Below are 21,088 nucleotides of genomic sequence, written 5' to 3' on the forward strand. Positions count from 1 at the left end.
CAACCGCGCTCCCACCGGCCCGGCACTCCGTGGTCGCCTCCCGAGGCGATCCTCACAGCGGGCGGCCGGCAGGCGTCCGGAAGGTTGAGGCGACGTTTCTGGATTGTTACCCGAAACAACAAATTCGGGCCTTCAACCCCCTTCACAACTGGTTCGTCCCGGAATACGTTGCCGCAAACAACATTCATCCGGGCCCCTTCCGGAAGAAAGGACCCTGCACCATGCGCAAGGGGATCCTCAGCCTGACCGCCTCGGCAGCAGCGCTCGCCCTCGGTCTCACCGCCTGCGGGGGCGACAGCGGTCAGACCACGACCACGACAACGGACTCGGCATCGGCCTCGGCCTCGGGTGCGGTGGGCAAGATCGGCGTGATCCTGCCGGACAGCAAGTCCTCCGCCCGTTGGGAGACGGCGGACCGCAAGTACCTCGAAGAGGCGTTCAAGGCCGCGGGTGTCGAGTACGACATCCAGAACGCGCAGAACGACAAGACGCAGTTCCAGACCATCGCCGACCAGATGATCACGAACGGCGCCACCGTTTTGATGATCGTCAACCTGGACAGCGGCACCGGTAAGACCGTCATCGAGAAGGCCAAGTCCCAGGGCGTGGCCACGATCGACTACGACCGGCTGACGCTGGGCGGCGGCGCGGCGTACTACGTCAGCTTCGACAACACCAAGGTCGGCAAGCTCCAGGGCGAAGGCCTGGTCAAGTGCCTGACCGACAAGAAGGCGGACAAGCCCATCGTCGCCTACCTGAACGGCTCGCCGACCGACAACAACGCGACGCTGTTCAAGGAGGGCTACGACAGCGTGCTCAAGCCGAAGTTCGACTCCGGCGAGTACGTCAAGGGCCCCGACCAGTCGGTGCCCGACTGGGACAACAGCCAGGCCGGGACGATCTTCGAGCAGATGCTGACCCAGGAGCCGAAGATCGCCGGCGTGCTGGCCGCCAACGACGGCCTCGGCAACGCCGCCATCACCGTGCTGAAGAAGAACAACCTCAACGGCAAGGTGCCGGTGACCGGCCAGGACGCCACCGTCCAGGGCCTGCAGAACATCCTCGCGGGCGACCAGTGCATGACCGTGTACAAGGCCGTCAAGAAGGAGGCCGACGCCGCCGCCAAGCTCGCGGTCGCGCTGGCCAAGGGTGAGAAGCCCACGACGAGCGGCAGCGTCAAGGACCCGGAGACGGGCCAGGACGTGCCATCCGAGCTGATGGAGCCGCAGGCCATCTACTTCGACAACGTCAAGGACGTGGTGGCCGACGGCTACGTCACCAAGGAGGAACTGTGCACCGGCGAGTTCGCCGAGAAGTGCACTGAAGCTGGCATTCAATGACGCGGCGGGGTGCGGCCGGCGTCACCGGCCCGGCCGTACCCCCGTTTAGGGAGATCCATGACCCCCCTCCTTGAAGTGCGCGGGATCGACAAGAGCTTCGGCCCGGTGAAGGTCCTGCACGAGGTCGAGTTCGCCGCGTACGCCGGCCAGGTCACAGCCCTCGTCGGCGACAACGGCGCAGGCAAGTCCACCCTGGTCAAGTGCATCGGCGGCATCCACCCCATCGACGCCGGCCAGATGCTCTTCGACGGCAAAGAGGTGCAGATCAACAGCCCGCGCGACGCGGCCGAGCTGGGCATCGAGATCGTCTACCAGGACCTCGCCCTGTGCGACAACCTGGACATCGTCCAGAACATGTTCCTCGGCCGCGAGCGCAAGAACGGCATCCTCCTGGACGAGGACACCATGGAGGAGCTGGCCGAGCGGACGCTCAGCGACCTGTCCGTCCGTACCGTCAAGTCCATCAGGCAGCAGGTCTCCAGCCTGTCCGGCGGGCAGCGGCAGACCGTGGCCATCGCCAAGGCCGTGCTGTGGAACAGCAAGGTCGTCATCCTCGACGAGCCGACGGCGGCGCTGGGCGTGGCCCAGACGGCGCAGGTGCTCGAGCTGGTGCGCAGGCTCGCCGACACCGGCCTGGCCGTCGTGCTCATCTCCCACAACATGAACGACGTGTTCGCCGTCTCCGACCGGATCGCGGCGCTCTACCTCGGCAGGATGGCCGCCCAGGTCAAGACCGCCGACGTGACGCACGCGCAGGTCGTCGAACTGATCACATCAGGCCGCAGCGGCGATCTGGGCCTCAAGAACGGGGTCACCTCATGAACAAGGTCAAAGAACTACCCGGCGAGGCCATCGTCGAGGCGGCGCAGACTCCGTCCATCAAGAACAGCTTCCTCGCCTACATGCAGCGGGTGCGCGGCGGTGACATGGGCGCGCTGCCCGCCGTGCTCGGCCTGGTCGTGCTCTGCGCGGTCTTCGCCGTGGCGCGGCCGTCCTTCGTCACGGCGATCAACTTCGCCAACCTGTTCACCCAGGGAGCGGCCATCACGCTCATCGCGATGGGCCTGGTGTTCGTGCTGCTGCTCGGCGAGATCGACCTGTCGGCCGGGTTCGCGAGCGGCGTGTGCGCGGCCGTGCTCGCCGTCACGCTGACCGAGCTCGGCCTGCCGTGGTACGTCTGCATGCTGGCGGCCATCCTCACCGGCGTCGTCATCGGCACCGTGCTCGGCACCCTGGTCGCCAAGGTCGGCATCCCGTCGTTCGTGGTCACGCTCGCGGCCTTCCTCGCCTTCCAGGGCCTGGTCCTGGTGCTGGTCGACGAGGGCACCAACATCTCCATCCGCGACAGCGTGGTCGTCGCCATCGCCAACAAGAACCTGCCGCCGTGGCTCGGCTGGGTGCTGTACGCGGTCTGCGTGGCCGTCTTCGCGGTCGTTCAGCTGCGCAGGGCCAGGACCCGCACCAAGCGTGGCCTGACCGCCGACCCGCTGTCGCTGATCGCCTTCCGCGTCGGCATGCTGGCGCTGTTCGCCGGCCTCGCGGTCGCCGCGCTCAACCTGGAGCGCAGCCGCAACCCCGCGCTCGTCTCGCTCACCGGCGTGCCGATCGTGGTGCCGATCATCCTCGCGCTGCTGGTCTTCTGGACGGTGGTGCTGCGCCGCACCTCGTTCGGCCGTCACCTGTACGCGGTCGGCGGCAACGCCGAGGCCGCCCGCAGGGCCGGTATCCCCGTCGACCGGATCAAGATCAGTGCGTTCGTGATCTGCTCGTCCATGGCCGCCATCGGCGGCATCGTGGCCGCCTCGCGCGCCAGCTCCGTCGACCCCAACACGGGCGGCAGCTCCGTCCTGCTGTACGCGGTCGGCGCCGCCGTCATCGGCGGCACCAGCCTCTTCGGCGGCAAGGGCCGGGTGCTCGACGCCGTGCTCGGCGGCGCGGTGGTCGCGGTGATCGAAAACGGCATGGGACTCATGGGGTACGGTTCCAGCGTGAAGTACCTGGTCACGGGGTCGGTCCTGCTGCTCGCGGCGGGTGTCGACGCTCTGGCGCGCAAGCGGGCGTCGGCCGCTGGTTTAAGGTGATCAGCGATCCGCAGCCCCTGAAGGAACCCCAGACCATGCGTGCCGGCCCGTCACAAGAGGACATCAGGCGCCACAACCTCGGCGCCCTGCTGCGCCATGTCCACCTGGGCGGGCCGATCTCGCGGGCCGAGCTGACCTCGAAGATGGGGCTCAACCGCAGCACGATCATGGCGCTGACCTCCGACCTCACCGCCGCTGGGCTGGTGCGCGAGGAGCTGCCGCGCGAGACCGGCCGGGCCTGGCCCTCGCTCGTGGTGCGGCCGGAGTCGTCTCGGGTCTACGTCTTCGCCTTCGACGTGGGCCCTGACCGGATCGCCGCGGCCCGCGTCGGTCTGGGCGGGGTGATACTCGACCGGCGCGAGGCCGCACGCGACCGCGACCGCTTCGACCTGGACGAGCTGACCGGCACGCTGGCCGGGTTCGCCCGCCAGATGCGCCGCAAGACCAGGAACGACACCGTCTGCGTCGGGGCCGCCGCCGCGGTGTCGGGCGGCGTGCGCAAGGCCGACGGCGTCGTCAGCTTCGGGCCCAACCTCCAGGCAGAGGAGGTGCCGTTCGGGGAGGAGCTGGCGCGGCGGCTCGGCCTCGGTCTGCCCGTCAGCGTGGGCAACGACGCCAACCTGGCCGCGCTCGCCGAGCACAGCCGCGGGGTCGGCGTCGCCGTACGCGACCTCATCTACCTGCACGGCGACGTCGGCATCGGCGGCGGCATCATCTCCGGCGGCCACTTGATCGGCGGGCACGACGGCTACGGCGGCGAGATCGGCCACATGGTGGTCAACCCCGGAGGCCGGGCCTGCGGCTGCGGCTCGCACGGCTGCCTGGAGGCCGAGGTGGGGGAGCGGACCCTGCTGGAGTCGGCCGGGCGGGTCGCGGACGGACGCCGGGGGCGCGACGCCGTACGCGAGGTCGTCGAGGCGGCCGACCGGGGGGACATCGTGGCCCAGGAGGCGCTCAGCCGGGTCGGTGACTGGCTCGGGCTCGGCGTCGCGAACCTGGTGAACATCTTCAACCCCGAGCTGGTGATCTTCGGGGGGATCCTGCGGGAGATCTACCTCGGCTCGGCCGCGCAGGTACGCTCGCAGCTCGCCTTGCACGCCATGGCGCACCAGCGCGAACGGGTCCGCCTGCGCACGTCCGCGCTCGGCGACTCGGCCCCGCTCGTCGGCGCCGCCGAGCTCGCCTTCGCCCACGTCCTGTCCGACCCTTTGGAAGTCCTCGCCCGCGCCAACGGCTGACCCGCCGGCCCCTCTCTGGGGAAGGACAGCGGCCCCGGCGGCGCTTCTCCCTCTCCGAGGGACAGCAGCCCGGCGGCGGGAAGGCCCTTCGCCACCCCACCTCCCCTCAGGGGACAGAAACCCGGAGGCGCACTCTCCTCCCGGTGGACGGCAGTCCGGCGGCCCTCTCTCCTCCCGGTGGACGGCAGTCCGGCGGCGGGGAAGCGGTGGGCGGCGGGTCGGCTCCTGCGGCCCTCTTTCGCCGAAAGAATGGAAGGCAGGCGGCCGGGAGAGGGGTGAGAAGGACGGAAGAGCGGCGGTCGCCAGACGCTCAGGTGACGCGGTCGGTGGCGGCGGTCCAGGTGTTGCAGAAGCCGGTCGCGCCGCCCCGGTACCCGCGATCCTGCCACCACGCCAGGTTCCGTGGCTTGCCGTGGATGTCGCTCTCGTCGGCCATCCGTACGGCCGCCACCCAGTCACGCCACGAGATCCCGGGCTTGATGCTCTTGAGCGTGGCGCTGTAGAAGACCCCGGCGAAGCATTCGGCCTGCATCTCCAGCCGGTGGCTGAGCAGCCGCCGGGCCTTGGCGGAGGCGGGGGCGTGCAGGGCGGCGTGGGCGTCGAGCACGCCGATGAGGTGCTGCACGTGGTGCCCCCACTCGTGGGCGACCGAGTGCGCGATGTTCATCCTGAACGGGTCGCGCAGGTCGGCCTTGCTGATGCGGATCGCGATCGTGCTCTGGTCGGGGCAGTACTGCGCCCCGCTGCTGGTGATCGTCCCGCACACGGAGTCCCGCCCGGTGGTGACCGTGACGGCGGGCGGCGTGTACGCAAGGCCGGCGGCGGCGAACCTGGACGCCCAGAAGCGGTCGGCGCAGGCGGCCATCGCCCGGTGGAAGGACGTGAGCGAGGCCACGCTGCCCAGCTTGATGCGCGGGATCGAGCAGGACTGCCGGACCACGTCCCCGCCCATCACGCTGAGCAGCCCGGACTGCGGGACCCGGGCGGCGGCGCTCGCGGGCGGCGGTGTGATGAGCCCCGCGACCAGGCACGCCGTCAACGCGAAGGCCGCCGGCGCTAAGAGGGAAAGGCGCATGATCGCGGATCATAAGCCTTCATAGGGGGATCTACCGCACCTTGGACGCCGGGCTCGTCCAGGTGTTGCAGGATCCGGCCGACTGGGACGTGAAGCCGCGCTGCAGCCAGAAGGCGTTGCTCTTGTCGCTGCCGTGCGTCTGGTCGGAGCCGCTGCGCACGCCGATGGCGTCGAGCGCGACGGCGTTGTGCGTGCCCTTGGTCAGGATGGTCCAGTCCGAGTCGGGCCGTCCCAGCGAGTCCCAGACGCGGCCGACGAACACGCCGGACATGCACTGCGCCTGCAGCTCCAGGCGGCGCAGCGCGGCGAGCGAGCGGTCCTCACTCCCCTTCTTGAGGATGATCCGGTCGGCGGCCTTCATGATGCCGGTGAGCTGCTGGACGTGGTGCCCGTACTCGTGGGCGAGCACCTGCATCAGCGCCAGGTCGGTCGGCTCCTCGACGATGTCCGGGCTGAGCAGGAAGGTGATGGAGCGGTCGAGCGGGCAGTAGACGGCCTGCGCGCCCCGGGGAAGCGCCCGCACGTGTTCTTCGCGCCCGGCTTCGTGATGATCTTGAAAGCGGGCTTGGTGAAGCGGTGCCCGGCCTTGCGCACGACCGGGGCCCAGGCGCGGTCGAGGCAGTCCTTGACGGTCTCGAAGTACAGCTCCGCCTCCTCCAGGGAGCCGGTGCTCACCTCGGGCTCCTCGCAGGTCCGCACGCCGGGCTTGCCCGCCTTGTAGAGCGCGTTCTTCGTCAGAACGGACGGGTAAGTGGAGGAGGCCGCGTGCGCGGTGCCGGCGAACAGCACGCCGGCCAGTGCGCCCGCCATGAGCGCTAAGAGGGGGATACGCATGGCACGGCACCCTAGTGAAAATCCGGGCCGGTAGCGAAGGAATACGCCGTCAGGTGACGCTCCGGGCGCTGGCCGCCCAGGTGTTGCAGGCACCGGGGGTGCCGCGGTTGAAGCCCCGCGTCATCCACGCGGCCTGCGTCGGGCCCTTGCCGTGGTCGTTCTGCGGCCAGCCCTTGGCGCCGTTCTTCCTGAACCAGCCCACCGTGTACGCCCAGTCGGCGTCGGTGACCAGCGACGTGCCCTTCATCGTGCTCATGAACGCCGCCGAGAAGCACTCGGCCTGCAGCTCGGACCTGCGCGACAGCTGCAGCCTCCTGGCCTTGCCCGCGACCGTGCGCGCCGCCCAGTAGTAGTCCCAGATGCCGGAGACCTGCTGTACGTGGTGACCGTACTCGTGGGCGATCAGCCGGGTGATGCCCAGCGGGAAAGGGTTGCGCAGCTGGTCCTTGCCGATCATCAGGTACATCGTGCGGTCGGTCGAGCAGTAGACGCCGTCGGCGCCGGTGTTCCAGGTGCCGCACGGCGTCTTGACCTTGCGGGTGATGATGCGCAGCCGCGGCTTGCTGAACGGCATCCCGGCCTTGCGGAACTGCGCCGCCCACGCCTTGTTCAGGCAGGCCGTCACGCGGGTCAGGAAGCGCCGGTACGCCGAGATGCTGCCCGCGGGCAGCGTCCCCGGACGGCACTTCACGTCGGTGAGCCGGCCGGTCTTGTACAGCGGGTTGGCGGTGGCCGTCGCCCGCCCGGCGATCGTGGCGCCGCCGTTGTGACCCTGGCCCGCGCTGGCCGGCGGCGCGACGACCTGCCGCCCCCCGTGTGCGGGCGCGGCCGAGGTCGTCGCCACGTCCGCGAGCACGACGGTCAGCGCGGCCGCGGCCAGGGCGAGCGCCACGCCTGCCGCGACGAGCGCGACGATCCTGCTTGCGGGGAGGGAGTTCATATGGACCGCAAGACTAGGTCAAGAGGGGACATATGTGGGTGGATTTGACTTGATGGAGTCAGTGAGGGCTTCGCGAACTAGACTCGGGGGATCGACGCAAAAAAGCAGAGGGGAGTCGCCTCCGTGAGCGGGTTGCTGGGCTCGATCAAGGGACCGCAGGACGTCAAAAGGCTTGCCGTCGAGGAGCTGTCAGGGCTCGCGGGGGAGATCCGTGATCTGCTGGTCGACGCGTGCGCCAGGTTCGGCGGTCACCTCGGCCCCAACCTCGGCGTGGTCGAGCTGACCATCGCCGTCCACCGCGTCTTCGACTCGCCCCACGACCCCATCATCTGGGACACCGGCCACCAGGCGTACGTGCACAAGCTGCTCACCGGCCGCGCGGCCGGCTTCGAGGCGCTCAAGCAGGAGGGCGGCCTGTCGGGCTACCCGAGCCAGGCCGAGTCCGAGCACGACTTCGTGGAGAACTCCCACGCCTCCACCGCGCTGTCGTACGCCGACGGCATGGCCAAGGCGTTCAAGCTGCGCGGCGCCCACGACCGCACGGTGGTCGCGGTCATCGGCGACGGCGCGCTGACCGGCGGCATGGCCTGGGAGGCGCTCAACAACATCGCGGCCAACAAGGACCTGCCGATCGTCATCGTGGTCAACGACAACGGCCGCTCGTACTCGCCGACGATCGGCGGCCTGGCCTCCCACCTGTCCTCGCTGCGCGTCAACCGCCGCTACGAGGACATGCTGGAGTACGTCAAGGACAAGCTGGGCCACGTCCCGGTCCTCTACGACGCCCTGCACGGCTTCAAGAAGGGCGTGAAGGACGTCCTCGCGCCGCAGGTGATGTTCGAGGACCTCGGGCTCAAATACGTCGGCCCCATCGACGGCCACGACGAGCAGGCCATGGAGGCGGCGCTGCGCAAGGCCCGCGACTTCCGCGGCCCGGTCATCGTGCACGCCGTCACGCAGAAGGGCCGCGGCTACAGCCCGGCGGAGAACCACGACGAGGACCAGTTCCACTCCCCGGGCGCCTTCGACCGCGCCACCGGCGCGGAGAAGCCCAAGGGCCGCATCTGGACCAACGTCTTCAGCGAGGAGCTGGTCAGGCTCGGCAAGGAGCGCGACGATCTGGTCGCGATCACCGCCGCCATGCTCCACCCGACGGGGCTCAACGCCTTCGCCGAGGCGTTCCCCGACCGCATCTACGACGTCGGCATCGCCGAGCAGCACGCGCTCACCAGCGCGGCGGGGCTCGCGCTCGGCGGCCTGCACCCGGTGGTCGCCGTTTACGCCACGTTCCTCAACCGCGCCTTCGACCAGCTCCTCATGGACGTCGCCCTGCACCGCCTGCCGGTCACGGTGGTGCTCGACCGCGCGGGCGTCACGGGCGACGACGGCGCCAGCCACAACGGCATGTGGGACCTGTCGATCCTCCAGGTCGTCCCCGGGCTCAAGATCGCGGTGCCGCGTGACGGCGACCGGCTGACCGAGCTGCTGCGCGAGGCCGTGGAGGTCTCCGACGGCCCCACCGTGCTGCGCTTCCCCAAGGGCCCGGTGGCCGAGCCCGTCGAGGCGGTCGGCAAGCTCGGCGAGATGGACCTGCTGCGCACCCCCGAGAGCGAGCCCGACGTGCTGCTGGTGGGCGTGGGCCCGATGGCGCAGGCCTGTCTCGACGCCGCGAAGCTGCTCGACGCGCAGGGCATCGCCACCACCGTGGTCGATCCGCGCTGGGTCAAGCCGCTCGACGAGGCGCTCGTCACGGCCGCGGCCGCGCACAAGCTGGTGGCGGTCGTGGAGGACAACGGCCGCGTGGGCGCGGTGGGCGACGCCGTGGCGCGGCTGCTGCGCGACTCCGACGTGGACGTCCCCGTCCGCACCTACGGCATCCCGCAGCAGTTCCTCGACCACGCCAAGCGGGCCGCCATCCTCGGCCGGATCGGCCTGACCGGGCAGGACCTCGCCCGCCAGATCACCGAGGCCGTCGCGCGGCGCACCTCCTCGGTCGAGCCCGCCCGCCGCTGACCCTGCACAAGCCCCGCCTGGCGTCCCGTTCGCGGCGGTGATCATGCCTGATCACCGCCGCGAACCAGGTGCTCCAACGGGTCCGCCGCGCGAGAGAATGATCACTGTGGGTGTGGGAAGGATCACCCAGTGGACATCTTTCGCACGAAGAGCGTGGAACAGTCGATCCGCGACACCGAAGCCCCCGAGCACCAGCTGCGTAAGCGCCTGACCGCCGTCGACCTCACCGTCTTCGGCATCGGCGTGATCGTCGGCACCGGGATCTTCGTGCTGACGGGACAGGTCGCCAGGGACGTGGCGGGGCCGGCGGTGGCGGTCTCGTTCATCGTCGCCGGCGTCGTGTGCGGGCTCGCCGCGCTGTGCTACGCCGAGTTCGCCTCCACCATTCCGGTCGCCGGGTCCGCCTACACCTTCTCCTTCGCGACCCTGGGTGAGTTCCCCGCCTGGGTGATCGGCTGGGACCTGATCCTGGAGCTGGCGCTGGCGGCGGCCGTGGTGTCGGTCGGCTGGTCGGGCTACTTCGCCTCGCTGCTGGCCTCGCTCGGCCTTGAGCTGCCCGCCTCGATCGCGGGTGAGGACCCGGTGGTGAACGTGCCCGCCGTGGTGATCGTGGCCGTGCTCACGGCGGTCCTGGTGGCCGGGATCAAGCTGTCCTCCCGGGTCAACCTCATCCTGGTGATCACCAAGGTCGCGGTGGTGCTGCTGGTCATCTTCGCCGGCCTGTTCTTCATCAACGGCGCCAACTACACGCCGTTCATCCCCGACCCCATCTCCACACCCCGCGTGGAGGGCCTTCAGGCGCCGCTCGTGCAGGTGCTGTTCGGCATCCAGCCGGTGGCCTTCGGCGTGATCGGCATCTTCTCCGCCGCCGCCATCGTGTTCTTCGCCTTCATCGGCTTCGACATCGTGGCGACCGCCGCGGAGGAGACCATCGAGCCGCAGCGCGACGTGCCGCGCGGCATCATCGGCTCGCTGGCCATCTGCACGCTGCTGTACGTCGCGGTCTCGCTCGTCGTGGTCGGCATGCAGAAGTACAGCAGCCTCAGCGAGGCGGCGCCGCTGTCGGACGCGTTCATCTCGGTCGGCCAGGCGTGGCTGGCCACGATCATCAGCGTGGGCGCGATCGCGGGCCTGACGACCGTGGTGCTGGTGCTGCTGCTCGGCCAGGCCAGGGTGCTGTTCGCGATGTGCCGCGACGGGCTGCTGCCGCGCCAGCTGGCCGTGGTGCACCCGACGTTCGGCACCCCGGCGCGGCTGACCGTCCTCATCGGCGTGGTCACGATGGCGCTCGCCGGGTTCGTCTCGTTCGGGGAGCTGGCCGAGCTGGTGAACATCGGCACGCTGTTCGCGTTCGTGGTGGTGTCGCTGGGGGTGATCATCCTGCGGCGCACACGGCCCGACCTGCCGCGCGGCTTCCGCACGCCGCTGGTGCCGGTGCTGCCGATCCTGTCGGTGCTGGCCTGCGTCTACCTGATGCTCAACCTGCCGGTGCAGACCTGGCTGCGCTTCGTGGTCTGGATGCTCATCGGCATCGTGCTCTACTTCGCCTACGGCTACCGGCACAGCAGGACCGCGGCCCCCTGGCGGGCGTCAGAGGAGTGAGGGTTCCGCCAGGGGGCCGGGGGAGTGGTCAGAGCGCGAGGACCGCTCCGGCGGTGGCGCGCATGTAGCAGCCGTTGACGAAGACCTTGCCCCAGCGGACGTCCTTGCCGTACCACTTGCCGACGATCACGGCCGCGTGCGGCTGGACCTCGTGCGTGCAGGTGGGGTTGGGCTTGACGTTCAGCTTGTTCGGGTCGCCGCCGGCCTTCTGGAGCAGGCGGCAGGCGGCCCGAGCGTTGGGGTGGGTGCCGCCGGTGGGCGCGCAGTTGAGGTAGGCCGACTTGGCGCTGCCGCCCTTGACCCCGTAGACGACCTTGAGACGAGCCTTGGGGGCTGCCGCGGCCAGCACCGGGGAGGACGACGTGGCCAGGAGGGCGGCGCAGAGCATGAGGGTGCCTGCTGCTCTCATCATGGTTACTCTCCGTTCGTAGGACGGCACCAAACGCTACGACGGAAAGGGTGAAGAGGAGAGGAGGTCCGCGTACGGACCTCCTCAAGGACGGTTAAAACTCAGGCTTGCCGAGGTTTCGGCACGGAGGCCACGCCGGGCGGCAGGAAGCGCGGCGTGGCGAAGCCGGTCCTGTCGAGGTACGGCGTGATCCCGCCGAGGTGGAACGGCCAGCCCGCGCCGAGGATCATGCACAGGTCGATGTCCTGCGGTGCGGCGACCACGCCTTCGTCCAGCATGATGCGGATCTCCTCGGCCAGCGCCTTCAGCACCCGCTCGCGCACCTGCTCGGCCGTGGAGGGCGAGGTGCCGCCGGAGAACAGCGCGACCGCCTCGGGGTCGAGCGTGAGGTCCGGCCGGTAGACACCGGGCTTGCCGGACTCGACGAGCTTGGCGAGGTTCTCCGAGACGCCGAAGCGGCCGGGGAACGCCTCGTGCAGCGTCTCGGCCACGTGCAGGCCCACGGCGGGGCCGACGAGCTGCAGCAGCGCGAACGGCGTCATCGGCAGCCCCAGGCCGTCGAGCGCGTGCTCGGCCGTCTCCAGCGGCGTGCCCTCGTCCACGGCCGCGACGACCTCGCCCATGAAGCGGGTGAGCAGCCGGTTGACCACGAACGCGGGCGCGTCCTTGACCAGCACCGACGACTTCTTCAGCGTCTTGCCCACGGAGAACGCGGTGGCCAGCGTGGCGTCGTCGGTGGCCGCGCCCCTGATGATCTCCAGCAGCGGCATGACGGCGACCGGGTTGAAGAAGTGGAAGCCGACCAGCCGCTCCGGGTGCTTCAGGTCGGCGCCCATGGCGGTCAGCGACAGCGACGAGGTGTTGGTGGCCAGCACGCACTCGGCCGAGACGACCTCCTCGACCTCGGCGAACACCTGCTTCTTGACCGCCAGATCCTCGAAGACGGCCTCGATGACGAAGTCGGCGTCGGCGAAGGCGTCCTTCGTCAGCGAGCCGGTGACCAGCGACTTGATGCGGTTGGCCTGGTCGGGCGAGAGACGGCCCTTGGCGAGCAGCTTGTCCACCTCGCCGTGCACGTACCCCACGCCCTTGTCGAGGCGGGCCTGGTCGAGGTCGGTCAGCACGACCGGAACCTCCAGGCGGCGGGCGAACAGCAGCGCCATCTGCGAGGCCATCAGGCCCGCGCCCACCACGCCGACCTTGGTGACCTTGCGGGCCAGCGACGGGTCGGGCGCGCCCGCGGGCCGCTTGGCGCGGCGCTGCACCAGGTCGAAGGAGTAGAGCCCGGCCCGCAGCTCGTCGCTCATGAGCAGGTCGGCCAGCGCCTCGTCCTCGGCGGCGAAGCCTTCGTCCCTGGAGGCGGTCTCGGCCAGCGCGATCAGGTCGAGCGCCCGGTACGGGGCGGGCGAGGCGCCCCGCAGCTTCATGTCCACCAGGAAGCGCGCGTCGGCCACGGCCTTCTCCCAGCCCTCGTGGGCCGGCCGCTCCACCGTCACCTCGCCCTTGACGACCCTGGCGGCCCAGCGCAGCGACTCCTCCAGGAAGTCGGCGGGCTCGAACATGGCGTCGGCGACGCCCAGCTCGTACGCCTCCTTGCCCTTGATCATGCGGTTGTTGGAGAGCGGGTTCTCGATGATGAGCTTGACCGCCTTCTCCGGCCCGATGAGGCGCGGCAGGAGCTGCGTGCCGCCCCAGCCCGGCACCAGCCCGAGGAAGCACTCCGGCAGCGCCACCGCGGTCACCCCGGAGGAGATCGTCCGGTACGTGCAGTGCAGCGCGATCTCCAGGCCGCCGCCCATGGCCGCGCCGTTGACGAACGCGAACGACGGGATGCCCAGCTCGCCGAGCCGGCGGAACACGTAGTGGCCGAGCGCGCCGATGGCCTGCGCCTCCTCGCGGGTGGCCAGCGCGGCCGCGCCCTTGAGGTCGGCGCCGACGGCGAAGATGAACGGCTTGCCGGTCACGCCGACGGCCGCGAGGTCGGTGCGCTGGGCGATCTCCGACAGGGCGCCGTTGAGCGCGAACAGGCCGTGCGGGCCGAAGGTGTTGGGCTTGGTGTGGTCGAAGCCGTTGTCCAGGGTGATGAGCGCCATCGTGCCCGCGCCGTACGGCAGCTGCACGTCGCGTACCAGCGCCTTGGTGACCACTTCGTCGGTGTTGCGCTCGCTCAGCAGCGACCGCCAGGTCTCGAACTCGCTCATGCCAGGTTCTCCCAGATCACGGTGCCGCCCATGCCCATGCCGACGCACATGGTGGTGATGCCGTAACGCACGTCGGGACGCTCGCCGAACTGCCGGGCGAGCTGCGTCATCAGCCGCACGCCCGAGGAGGCGAGCGGGTGTCCGTAGGCGATCGCGCCGCCGTACGGGTTGACGCGGGGGTCGTCGTCGGCGATGCCGAAGTGCTCCAGGAAGGCCAGCACCTGCACGGCGAACGCCTCGTTGATCTCGAACAGCCCGATGTCGGAGATGTCGAGCCCGGCCAGGCGCAGCGCCCGCTCCGTGGACGGAATCGGCCCCACGCCCATGACCTCGGGGTCCACGCCCGCGAACGCGTACGACACCAGCCGCATCTTCGCGGTCAGGCCCAGCTCCTCCGCGACCTCGCGGGCGGCCACCACGCACCCGGTGGCGCCGTCGTTGATGCCCGAGGAGTTGCCCGCCGTGACGCGGCCGTGCGGCCTGAACGGCGTCTTGAGCCCGCTCAGGCCCTCCATGGTCGTGCCCGGCCTGGGCGCCTCGTCCTCGACGGCCAGGCCCCAGCCCTTCTCGGCGGTCCTGATCGCCATCGGCACGAGGTCGGGCTGGATCTTGCCGTCGGCGTACGCCTTGGCCGCCCGCTCCTGCGACAGCACCGCGAAGGCGTCGGCGCGCTCCTTGGTGATGGAGGGGTAGCGGTCGTGCAGGTTCTCCGCGGTCATGCCCATGACCAGCGCGCTCGGGTCGACCAGCCGCTCCGACAGGAAGCGCGGGTTGGGGTCGACGCCCTCGCCCATCGGGTGGCGGCCCATGTGCTCGACGCCGCCGGCGATCGCCACGTCGTACGCGCCGAACGCGATGCCGCCGGCGACCGTGGTCACGGCGGTCATCGCGCCCGCGCACATGCGGTCGATCGCGTAGCCGGGCACGCTCTTGGGCAGCCCGGCCAGCACGGCGGCGGCGCGGCCGATGGTCAGGCCCTGGTCGCCGGTCTGGGTGGTCGCGGCGATGGCGACCTCGTCGACGCGCTCGGGCGGCAGGGCGGGGTTGCGGCGCATGAGTTCGCGGATGACGCGGACGACCAGGTCGTCCGCGCGGGTCTCCGCGTACAGCCCTTTCGGCCCGGACTTGCCGAAAGGTGTGCGCACGCCGTCGACGAACACGACGTCACGAGAGGAAGGCACGGATTCGCTCCTCGTAGTCAGCTGAGGTTCCGTGCCCAATGCTACTCGTCAGTAACTACTCCGCAGACGAGGGCGGCGGTGAGCAGGCCGTAGACGATGCCGGTCGCCGGCTCCCATAGGTGGGCGCGGGCGCCGAGCAGGGCGGCGATGGCCACGGCCGCGCCGGTCCACAGCAGCGCGCTTTCGCGTCTGCGCATCCCGCGGCCGGGGTCCCAGGGGTCGCCCGGCGCGCCGCCGCCGGAGCGCAGGGCGCGGGTCACGGTCACCGCGACGTCGCGGCCCCACCACAGCAGGAACAGCACGCCGGCGGCGACGGCGATCGGTGCGGTCGCCTCGATGACGGCGTTCAGGGTGTCGGCCACGCCGTACTGGGCGGCCTGGCCGAACAGTCGCGGAACGGTCCAGCCGAGTAACAGCGTCACCGCCCAGCAGCCGGCGACCGCGAGCCTGGCCAGGGCCCGGGTGCGGCCGGAGAATGCGGTGGCGTACAGCTCGCGCTCACGGTCGCGGACGCGGCGGGCGCGGGCGCCCCAGACGTACTGGGTGATCGCCATGGCGGGCAGGGCGGCGGTGAAGACCGCCAGCGACAGCACCGCGAGCGGGAGCGTCTGCTCCCTCGTCGCGGCCCTGTCGGCGAGCAACTGCGCGGTGGTCAGCAGCGCGATCGAGGCGGTGAGCGCCACGAGGGCGCCGCGCCTTGCGGACCTGGCCTGGGCGCGCAGCCCGGCCAGCTCCTGGGCGCCGGGAGGAGGAGCCATCTCGGTCAGAAGCATGACGTCATGATGGCGTCACCCTGTGTGGTCACGCCCGGTGTTCGCGCGCTTTGGATGGAGCCCACGCTCGGGTAAGGCAGGAGTGCCCCTGAGGGCACCCTCCGGCCGGTGCTTCCTTACGAACCTTGACGTGATGACAGGAGTCATCCTCGTAGAGCGTCGTTTATGACTATGCTTCGCGATCATGGCGCGAGGGGTGAACCGCATGAGGGAACGGCACGACGAAGCGGTTCTGGGCCGGCGCGTCGCTCCACGGTCACCGTCTCGCGAGCCGTCGCCCCCGCAGCGGCCGCGCGAGAGGCCGCGGGAGGAGCCGCGTGACGATCCGCATCCGCGGTCCGGTGGCAGGGGCGGGTCGCGGTCCGGCAGGAGCCGCCTCACGCTGGGCGGCTGGATCAGCGTGGGGCTGACGGTCGTGCTGGTGGGCGTCACGCTCGGCGGTTACGCCTACTACCGCTATCTCGACAGCGGCATCGATCGCCAGCCGTTCAACGTGGGCGCGAGCCGTCCGCCCGAGACCGGCGCGCTCAACGTGCTGCTGGTGGGCTCCGACTCGCGGGCGGGCGACAACAAGAAGTACGGCCCGAAGTCGCAGCACCTCGGCGAGCGCACCGACACGATCATGCTGCTGCACATCTCCCCGAACCGGGACAACGCCACCATGATCAGTTTCCCGCGCGACTCGATGGTGCCGATCCCGGAGTGCACGGGCCGCAACGGCCAGGTGGTGCCCGCAGGGCTCCGGCAGATCAACTCCGCCTTCAACGACGGCGGCATCGAGTGCACGGCCAAGACGCTCGAGTCCCTCACCAACATCAAGATCAACCACTTCGTGAAGGTGGACTTCACCGGCTTCAAGGGCATCGTCGACGCCCTCGGCGGCATCGAGATCTGCCTTCCCAAGCCGGTCAACGACCCCAAGGCCAAGCTGGTGCTCAGCGCCGGCAAGCACGTGGTGAAGGGCGAGCAGGCGCTGGGGTACGTACGGACCCGCTACGCGCTCGGCGACGGCAGCGACCTGGGCCGCATCCAGCGGCAGCAGGTCTTCCTCACCCAGGTCATGAAGAAGGTCACCGACGGCGGCCTGCTGACCAACCCCGGCAAGCTCAACGCCTTCCTGCACGCCGCCACCCAGTCGGTGACCGTGGACGAGGGGCTCACGCTCGAACGCATGCTGGAGATCGCCAACAGCGTGCGCGGCATGACGGCCAAGGAGCTCAAGGGCATCACGGTGCCGGTGGAGCCGTACCCGCCGGACAAGAACCGCGTGCAGTTCGCCCAGCCGGCCGCCCGCGACTTCTTCGAGAACGTGCGCAACGACGTCGAGGTCACCAAGTCGCCCACGCCCGGCAAGTCCACCGCGCCCGCGGTCAAGCGCGAGCAGGTGCGGCTGCAGGTGCTCAACGCCTCCGGCGAGGAGGGCAGGGCCGTGCAGGTGGCCGACGCGCTCGCCGCCCAGGGGTTCGTGGTGACGCAGGTCGGCAACGCCGCCCCCGCCGACGTCACGACCATCCGGTACGCCAAGAAGGACGCCAAGGACGGCCCCGCCTACGGCGACGCGGTGGCCGCCCGGCTGTCGAAGGAGAAGCGCACTCCCGTCGAGGGCAAGGTCAAGGCGCTGGTCTCGCAGCCGTACACGCTGAAGAGCCCGCCCGCCCAGATGCCCAAGGGCCCGATCATCCAGCTCGTCATCGGCAAGGACTGGCCGGGCGTGCGGGTCCTGTCGGCGATCCCCGACTCGCTCAAGGACAAGGTGGTCGACACCAGCACCAATCCCTGTCTTTGACCAGGTCAGCGGCGCTGGATGCATCTGGAGATCAGGTGGTCGTACCCGGGCGGTGTGACGCTGAAACACCTTTGGGGCGAAAGTTACGGGGGTAGTTTCAGCGAAACAAGTGAAATTTCCGGACAAGTAGTGGTAGGAAGGGGCGCGGTCCGTATACGCACTAGAGAGGTTCCACCGTGGCGCGCGACGATAACGACAGGCCATACGACGACGGGCAAGGTAGGTCGTTGAACCCGGAGCTGATGACGGGTGACGTGCTGTCTCCGCGGTGGAGCACCGAAGACACCGACGAGCAGCCCGCGATCCAGGTCAGCGGCAACGAGACCTACATCATGCCGGACAGGGGCGGGCGTGACGTGCTCGACGACCCCGCGCCGCCGCGCGATGTGCTCGACGACCCCGTGCGGCCGCACGACGTGCTCGACGACCCGCACGACGTGCTCGGCGGGCGCGAGCCCTCCGCGTCCCATGACGTGCTGGGCGGCTACGACCAGGGCTATGACCATGGCTACGACCAGGACGCGCGCGAGTACGGCGCGCGCGACCTGAGCGGTCGCGGCGTGGACGACGTGCTCGGCGCGCGCGAGTACGGCGGATCGAACGGGCCGCATGACCTGCCCGCCGACGACTACAGCGGGCCCCACGCGCTCGACGACTACAGCGGGCCGCATCGGGTGGACGACTACAGCGGGCCGCACCGGATCGATGACTACAGCGGGCCGCATCGCACGGATGACTACAGCGGGCCGCACCCGATCGAGGACGACAACGCGTACCTGCCGCTCGACCGCGGCTACGACCCGAGCCGTGACGACGACCTGGACGACGACCGGCCCAAGCGCGGCTTCCTCGGCTCCGGCTGGACCGACGACAGCGACGACGACCGTGACGACCGCGGCTCCCGCGGCTCGCGCGACTACGACGGGCGCGGCGGCGACGGCGAGGGCGAGGTGCGCCGCCGTACCAGGATGCTGCTCGTGGCGGCGGCCGCTGTGGTGCTGGTCGGCGTCGGTGTCGGCTGGATGCTCACCGGCACGTCCTCCGACGACCCCTGCGCGGGCGCCCAGTGTGCGAGCGCCGGCGAGGTGTCCTCCCCGTCCGACGAGGCCGTTCCCGAGGAAGAGGAGGAGGCGCCGGTCGAGGACGAGGAGGCCGAGCCTGCGGACGAGGCCACCGACGACACGGCCGACGACTCGACCGCCACCACCAACACCACCAACACCAACAACACCGACACCACCGGCAACCGGCCGAACCGGCCCACCGCGACCACCCCGGCCGAGCCCGTTCAGCAGCAGCCGCGCCAGCGGCCGACCCGCGAGCCCTCGGCCGAGCCGTCGACCCGGCAGCCGCAGCGCCAGGAGCAGAACACCCCGGAGCGGAGCGAGCGCTCCGACCAGGAGACCGAGCGTCAGGCGAACAACGACCAGCCGAAGGACGTCGACGACTCCAACACCAACAGGAACGACACCGGCTCGCAGGAGAGCACGCAGGAGACGGACACCGGTAACCCGGCGGAGTCGGCCTCCGAGGCCCCGGTCCAGGAGGACAGGGGCGGCGGCTTCCTCGACATCCTGTTCCCCTGGCTCTGACCGGTTTCCCCTGGCTCTGACCGGTTTCCCCTGGCTCTGACCGGTTTCCCCTGGCTCTGACCGGCGCGGGCTCCCGGCGGTCGCGGGGCCGGGGCCGGTCGGCCTCCCGGTGTGGTAGATCGTGTTCCCGGTAGGGCATTCTGTTGCCGCCGGGCGTGGACATGGCAGGATGCGGGTCCAGGCGTCGGCGGCAGCTGTGGAAACCGCTTTCCGGGAGGTCTCGTGGTCACGCTTGAGGACGTCGCCAGGCAGGCGGGCGTCTCGCTCGCGACCGCCTCGCGGGTGCTCAACGGCAGCACCCGCCAGGTGGGCGCGACACTCCGGGCACGCGTCGAGCGGGCCGCGGACGAGCTCGGCTACCGGGCCAACATCGCCGCCCAGACGCTCGCCAGGGGGGCGAGCAACGTCATCGGCATCGTCGTACACGACCTGACCGACCCCTACTTCGCCGCCCTGGCCGACGGCGCTATGCGGGCGGCGGCCACCCACGGACTGCTGGTCATGGTCGGCACCACGCACCGCGACCCCGAGCAGGAGATCGCCTACGTCTCCACGCTCAATGCCCAGCGGGTGCGCGCGGTGCTGCTGGTCGGCTCCCGGGTCGCCGACCCCGCCGTCACCGGCAGGCTCCGCGATGAGCTGGCCCGCTACCAGGCGGGCGGCGGCCGGGCGGCGTGTGTCGGCCAGGACCTCCTGGGCGTCGACACCGTCGCGCCCGCCAACCGTCGCGGCGCCGCCGCGCTGGCCAAGGCGCTCGCGGAGCTCGGCCACACCAGGTTCGCGGTGCTGGCGGGGCCGCCGCATCTGGTGACCGCCGCCGACCGCAGCGCCGGTTTCGCCGCGGCGCTCGCCGAGCTGGGCCTGCCGGAGCCGCAGATCATCCACGGGCCCTTCGACCGCGACGGCGGATACGCGGCGGCCCAGCAGGTCCGCGACGCCACCTGCGTGTTCGCGGTCAACGACGTGATGGCGGTGGGCGCGCTCGCCGCCTACAGGGAGCGCGGTGTGCGGGTGCCCGACGACGTGTCGGTGGCCGGGTTCGACGACATCGTCACCCTGCGCGATCACGTGCCCGCGCTGACCACCGTACGGCTGCCGCTGCAGGACATGGGAGCGCGCGCGCTCGAGCTCGCGCTGAACGAGACCGACCAGGTGGTGGTCGAGGAGGTCGCGGGCGAGGTCGTGCTCCGCGAGAGCGTCAGGAGGATCGCGTGAGGCTGGCGGTCAGCACGCTGGGCATGCCCGGCGAGGACCTGGACCGGGCGATCGAGATCGCGACCGGTCACGGGTGCCAGGGGCTCGAACTGCGGCTGCATCCGGACACCGGGGTGCACGCCGGGCTGGACGAGCGGGAGCGGGCCTCTGTACGGGAGCGGATCGAGGCGGCCGGGCTGGAGATCTCCGCCCTTGCCGGATATGTCGGCATCTGCGAGCCGGGGCCCGACGAGCCGGTGATCGAGGCGCTCATCGCCGACCTGCGCCTCGCCGCCGACCTCGGCGCGCCCGGCGTCCGCGTCTTCCCGCGCGGCGGCGACCCGTCCGTGGGCGCGCGCCGGCTCAAGGCGGTCTCCGGTACGGCCGCCGACCTCGGCCGCCGCGTGCTGGTCGAGACGCACGACGAGATGGCGACCGGCGCCGCCGTGGCCGCACTGCTCGCCGAGGCCGACTGCCCCGGCACGACCGGCGCGATCTGGGACCTGCTGCACCCGTGGCGGCACGGCGAGCCGCCCGCCCGCACGCTCGCCGAGCTGCGGCCGTACCTCGGCTACGTTCAGGTCAAGGACGCGGTCTCCGCGCAGGACACCACCCCCGTGCCCATGGGCAGCGGCACGGTGCCGCTGGAGGAGTCGGGCGAACTGCTGCGCGCGGCCGGCTGACGACGGGTGGGTGTCGCTGGAGTGGGAGCGCACCTGGTACCCGCAGGTGCCGCCGGTCGAGGAGATCCTCCCGGGCGCAGCCGGCTGGGTCCGCCGCTTCTCCCCCTGACCCCGCACCTCTCCGTCTGACCTCGGACGTCTCTCCG

Annotated in this window: 18 protein-coding genes; 10 read left to right on the top strand and 8 right to left on the bottom strand. The window is 70.7% G+C overall.

Features of this window, described 5'->3' with window-relative positions; translation table 11 throughout:
• The first annotated feature begins 221 nt into the window (after window positions 1-221).
• Genes WBK31_RS05320 through WBK31_RS05335 form a run of 4 tightly spaced genes read left to right on the top strand, consistent with a single transcriptional unit; the run spans window position 222 to window position 4,659 of the window.
• Window positions 222-1,340: a substrate-binding domain-containing protein gene (locus tag WBK31_RS05320; protein ID WP_364067335.1), complete on the top strand. Its 1,119-nt coding sequence runs from the start codon at window positions 222-224 to the stop codon at window positions 1,338-1,340.
• Between the two features lie 57 nt (window positions 1,341-1,397).
• Window positions 1,398-2,162 carry an ATP-binding cassette domain-containing protein gene (locus WBK31_RS05325; protein WP_364067337.1) on the top strand — a complete coding sequence of 255 codons (765 nt, stop codon included), beginning with the start codon at window positions 1,398-1,400 and terminating at the stop codon, window positions 2,160-2,162.
• The gene (locus tag WBK31_RS05330; protein ID WP_364067338.1) at window positions 2,159-3,421 is read left to right on the top strand and encodes an ABC transporter permease subunit; all 1,263 of its coding nucleotides are present in this window, start codon (window positions 2,159-2,161) and stop codon (window positions 3,419-3,421) included. The genes WBK31_RS05325 and WBK31_RS05330 overlap by 4 nt, the downstream gene beginning before the upstream one ends.
• A gap of 35 nt (window positions 3,422-3,456) precedes the next feature.
• Complete coding sequence (locus WBK31_RS05335; RefSeq protein ID WP_378784488.1) at window positions 3,457-4,659, top strand: ROK family protein; 1,203 nt, start codon at window positions 3,457-3,459, stop codon at window positions 4,657-4,659.
• Between the two features lie 310 nt (window positions 4,660-4,969).
• On the opposite strand, the gene WBK31_RS05340 is transcribed toward WBK31_RS05335, so the two are convergent.
• From WBK31_RS05340 to WBK31_RS05355, 4 genes are read right to left on the bottom strand one after another with little or no spacing between them, the layout of a single operon-like run.
• Complete coding sequence (locus WBK31_RS05340; protein ID WP_364067342.1) at window positions 4,970-5,734, bottom strand: neutral zinc metallopeptidase; 765 nt, start codon at window positions 5,732-5,734, stop codon at window positions 4,970-4,972.
• A gap of 31 nt (window positions 5,735-5,765) precedes the next feature.
• Entirely contained in the window at window positions 5,766-6,257 is a 492-nt protein-coding gene (locus WBK31_RS05345; RefSeq protein ID WP_406674405.1) for a neutral zinc metallopeptidase, read from the bottom strand.
• Window positions 6,149-6,568 carry a hypothetical protein gene (locus WBK31_RS05350; RefSeq protein ID WP_406674406.1) on the bottom strand — a complete coding sequence of 140 codons (420 nt, stop codon included), beginning with the start codon at window positions 6,566-6,568 and terminating at the stop codon, window positions 6,149-6,151. Before WBK31_RS05350 ends, WBK31_RS05345 begins: the two co-directional genes overlap by 109 nt.
• A gap of 49 nt (window positions 6,569-6,617) precedes the next feature.
• Window positions 6,618-7,508 (bottom strand): neutral zinc metallopeptidase, encoded by an 891-nt coding sequence (locus tag WBK31_RS05355; RefSeq protein WP_364067345.1) that lies wholly within the window; start codon window positions 7,506-7,508, stop codon window positions 6,618-6,620.
• Between the two features lie 132 nt (window positions 7,509-7,640).
• On the opposite strand from WBK31_RS05355, the gene dxs reads away from it, so the two are divergent.
• Both dxs and WBK31_RS05365 read left to right on the top strand, forming a co-directional pair.
• Window positions 7,641-9,521, top strand: a complete 1,881-nt coding sequence (gene dxs, locus WBK31_RS05360) for a 1-deoxy-D-xylulose-5-phosphate synthase (protein ID WP_406675452.1) — start codon at window positions 7,641-7,643, stop codon at window positions 9,519-9,521.
• A 129-nt stretch (window positions 9,522-9,650) separates the two neighbouring features.
• Complete coding sequence (locus WBK31_RS05365; RefSeq protein WP_364067347.1) at window positions 9,651-11,123, top strand: amino acid permease; 1,473 nt, start codon at window positions 9,651-9,653, stop codon at window positions 11,121-11,123.
• Window positions 11,124-11,151: 28 nt separating this feature from the next.
• Here WBK31_RS05365 and WBK31_RS05370 read toward each other — a convergent pair whose 3' ends face one another.
• The 4 genes from WBK31_RS05370 to WBK31_RS05385 all read right to left on the bottom strand — a co-directional run bounded on the left by WBK31_RS05370 (window position 11,152) and on the right by WBK31_RS05385 (window position 15,687).
• Window positions 11,152-11,535, bottom strand: a complete 384-nt coding sequence (locus tag WBK31_RS05370; protein WP_364067349.1) for an SSI family serine proteinase inhibitor — start codon at window positions 11,533-11,535, stop codon at window positions 11,152-11,154.
• A 98-nt stretch (window positions 11,536-11,633) separates the two neighbouring features.
• The gene (locus WBK31_RS05375; RefSeq protein WP_378784484.1) at window positions 11,634-13,733 is read right to left on the bottom strand and encodes a 3-hydroxyacyl-CoA dehydrogenase NAD-binding domain-containing protein; all 2,100 of its coding nucleotides are present in this window, start codon (window positions 13,731-13,733) and stop codon (window positions 11,634-11,636) included.
• Window positions 13,730-14,893: a thiolase family protein gene (locus WBK31_RS05380; RefSeq protein ID WP_364067694.1), complete on the bottom strand. Its 1,164-nt coding sequence runs from the start codon at window positions 14,891-14,893 to the stop codon at window positions 13,730-13,732. Before WBK31_RS05380 ends, WBK31_RS05375 begins: the two co-directional genes overlap by 4 nt.
• 62 nt (window positions 14,894-14,955) lie before the next feature.
• Window positions 14,956-15,687, bottom strand: a complete 732-nt coding sequence (locus WBK31_RS05385) for a hypothetical protein (RefSeq protein WP_364067351.1) — start codon at window positions 15,685-15,687, stop codon at window positions 14,956-14,958.
• A 400-nt stretch (window positions 15,688-16,087) separates the two neighbouring features.
• Here WBK31_RS05385 and WBK31_RS05390 point away from each other — a divergent pair, with 400 nt between their 5' ends.
• The 4 genes from WBK31_RS05390 to WBK31_RS05405 all read left to right on the top strand — a co-directional run bounded on the left by WBK31_RS05390 (window position 16,088) and on the right by WBK31_RS05405 (window position 20,942).
• Window positions 16,088-17,473: an LCP family protein gene (locus tag WBK31_RS05390; RefSeq protein ID WP_406674407.1), complete on the top strand. Its 1,386-nt coding sequence runs from the start codon at window positions 16,088-16,090 to the stop codon at window positions 17,471-17,473.
• 227 nt (window positions 17,474-17,700) lie between these two features.
• A complete protein-coding gene (locus WBK31_RS05395) occupies window positions 17,701-19,065 on the top strand; it encodes a hypothetical protein (RefSeq protein ID WP_406674408.1) in 1,365 nt (454 codons plus the stop codon).
• A 222-nt stretch (window positions 19,066-19,287) separates the two neighbouring features.
• Entirely contained in the window at window positions 19,288-20,280 is a 993-nt protein-coding gene (locus WBK31_RS05400; protein WP_364067357.1) for a LacI family DNA-binding transcriptional regulator, read from the top strand.
• Window positions 20,277-20,942, top strand: a complete 666-nt coding sequence (locus WBK31_RS05405; RefSeq protein WP_406674409.1) for a sugar phosphate isomerase/epimerase family protein — start codon at window positions 20,277-20,279, stop codon at window positions 20,940-20,942. Before WBK31_RS05400 ends, WBK31_RS05405 begins: the two co-directional genes overlap by 4 nt.
• Window positions 20,943-21,088 lie beyond the last annotated feature (146 nt).

This window comes from Nonomuraea sp. N2-4H, assembly GCF_045291505.1.
In the GTDB taxonomy this organism is placed as follows: domain Bacteria; phylum Actinomycetota; class Actinomycetes; order Streptosporangiales; family Streptosporangiaceae; genus Nonomuraea; species Nonomuraea fastidiosa.

Bases quoted from the DNA above. Each gene is read 5' to 3' on its own strand.
- WBK31_RS05330 (WP_364067338.1), top strand. From the start codon at position 2,159: ATGAACAAGGTCAAAGAACTACCCGGCGAGGCCATCGTCGAGGCGGCG.
- WBK31_RS05355 (WP_364067345.1), bottom strand. From the start codon at position 7,508: ATGAACTCCCTCCCCGCAAGCAGGATCGTCGCGCTCGTCGCGGCAGGC.
- WBK31_RS05320 (WP_364067335.1), top strand. From the start codon at position 222: ATGCGCAAGGGGATCCTCAGCCTGACCGCCTCGGCAGCAGCGCTCGCC.
- WBK31_RS05385 (WP_364067351.1), bottom strand. From the start codon at position 15,687: ATGCTTCTGACCGAGATGGCTCCTCCTCCCGGCGCCCAGGAGCTGGCC.
- WBK31_RS05335 (WP_378784488.1), top strand. From the start codon at position 3,457: ATGCGTGCCGGCCCGTCACAAGAGGACATCAGGCGCCACAACCTCGGC.
- WBK31_RS05350 (WP_406674406.1), bottom strand. From the start codon at position 6,568: ATGCGTATCCCCCTCTTAGCGCTCATGGCGGGCGCACTGGCCGGCGTG.
- WBK31_RS05325 (WP_364067337.1), top strand. From the start codon at position 1,398: ATGACCCCCCTCCTTGAAGTGCGCGGGATCGACAAGAGCTTCGGCCCG.
- WBK31_RS05340 (WP_364067342.1), bottom strand. From the start codon at position 5,734: ATGCGCCTTTCCCTCTTAGCGCCGGCGGCCTTCGCGTTGACGGCGTGC.
- WBK31_RS05370 (WP_364067349.1), bottom strand. From the start codon at position 11,535: ATGATGAGAGCAGCAGGCACCCTCATGCTCTGCGCCGCCCTCCTGGCC.
- WBK31_RS05375 (WP_378784484.1), bottom strand. From the start codon at position 13,733: ATGAGCGAGTTCGAGACCTGGCGGTCGCTGCTGAGCGAGCGCAACACC.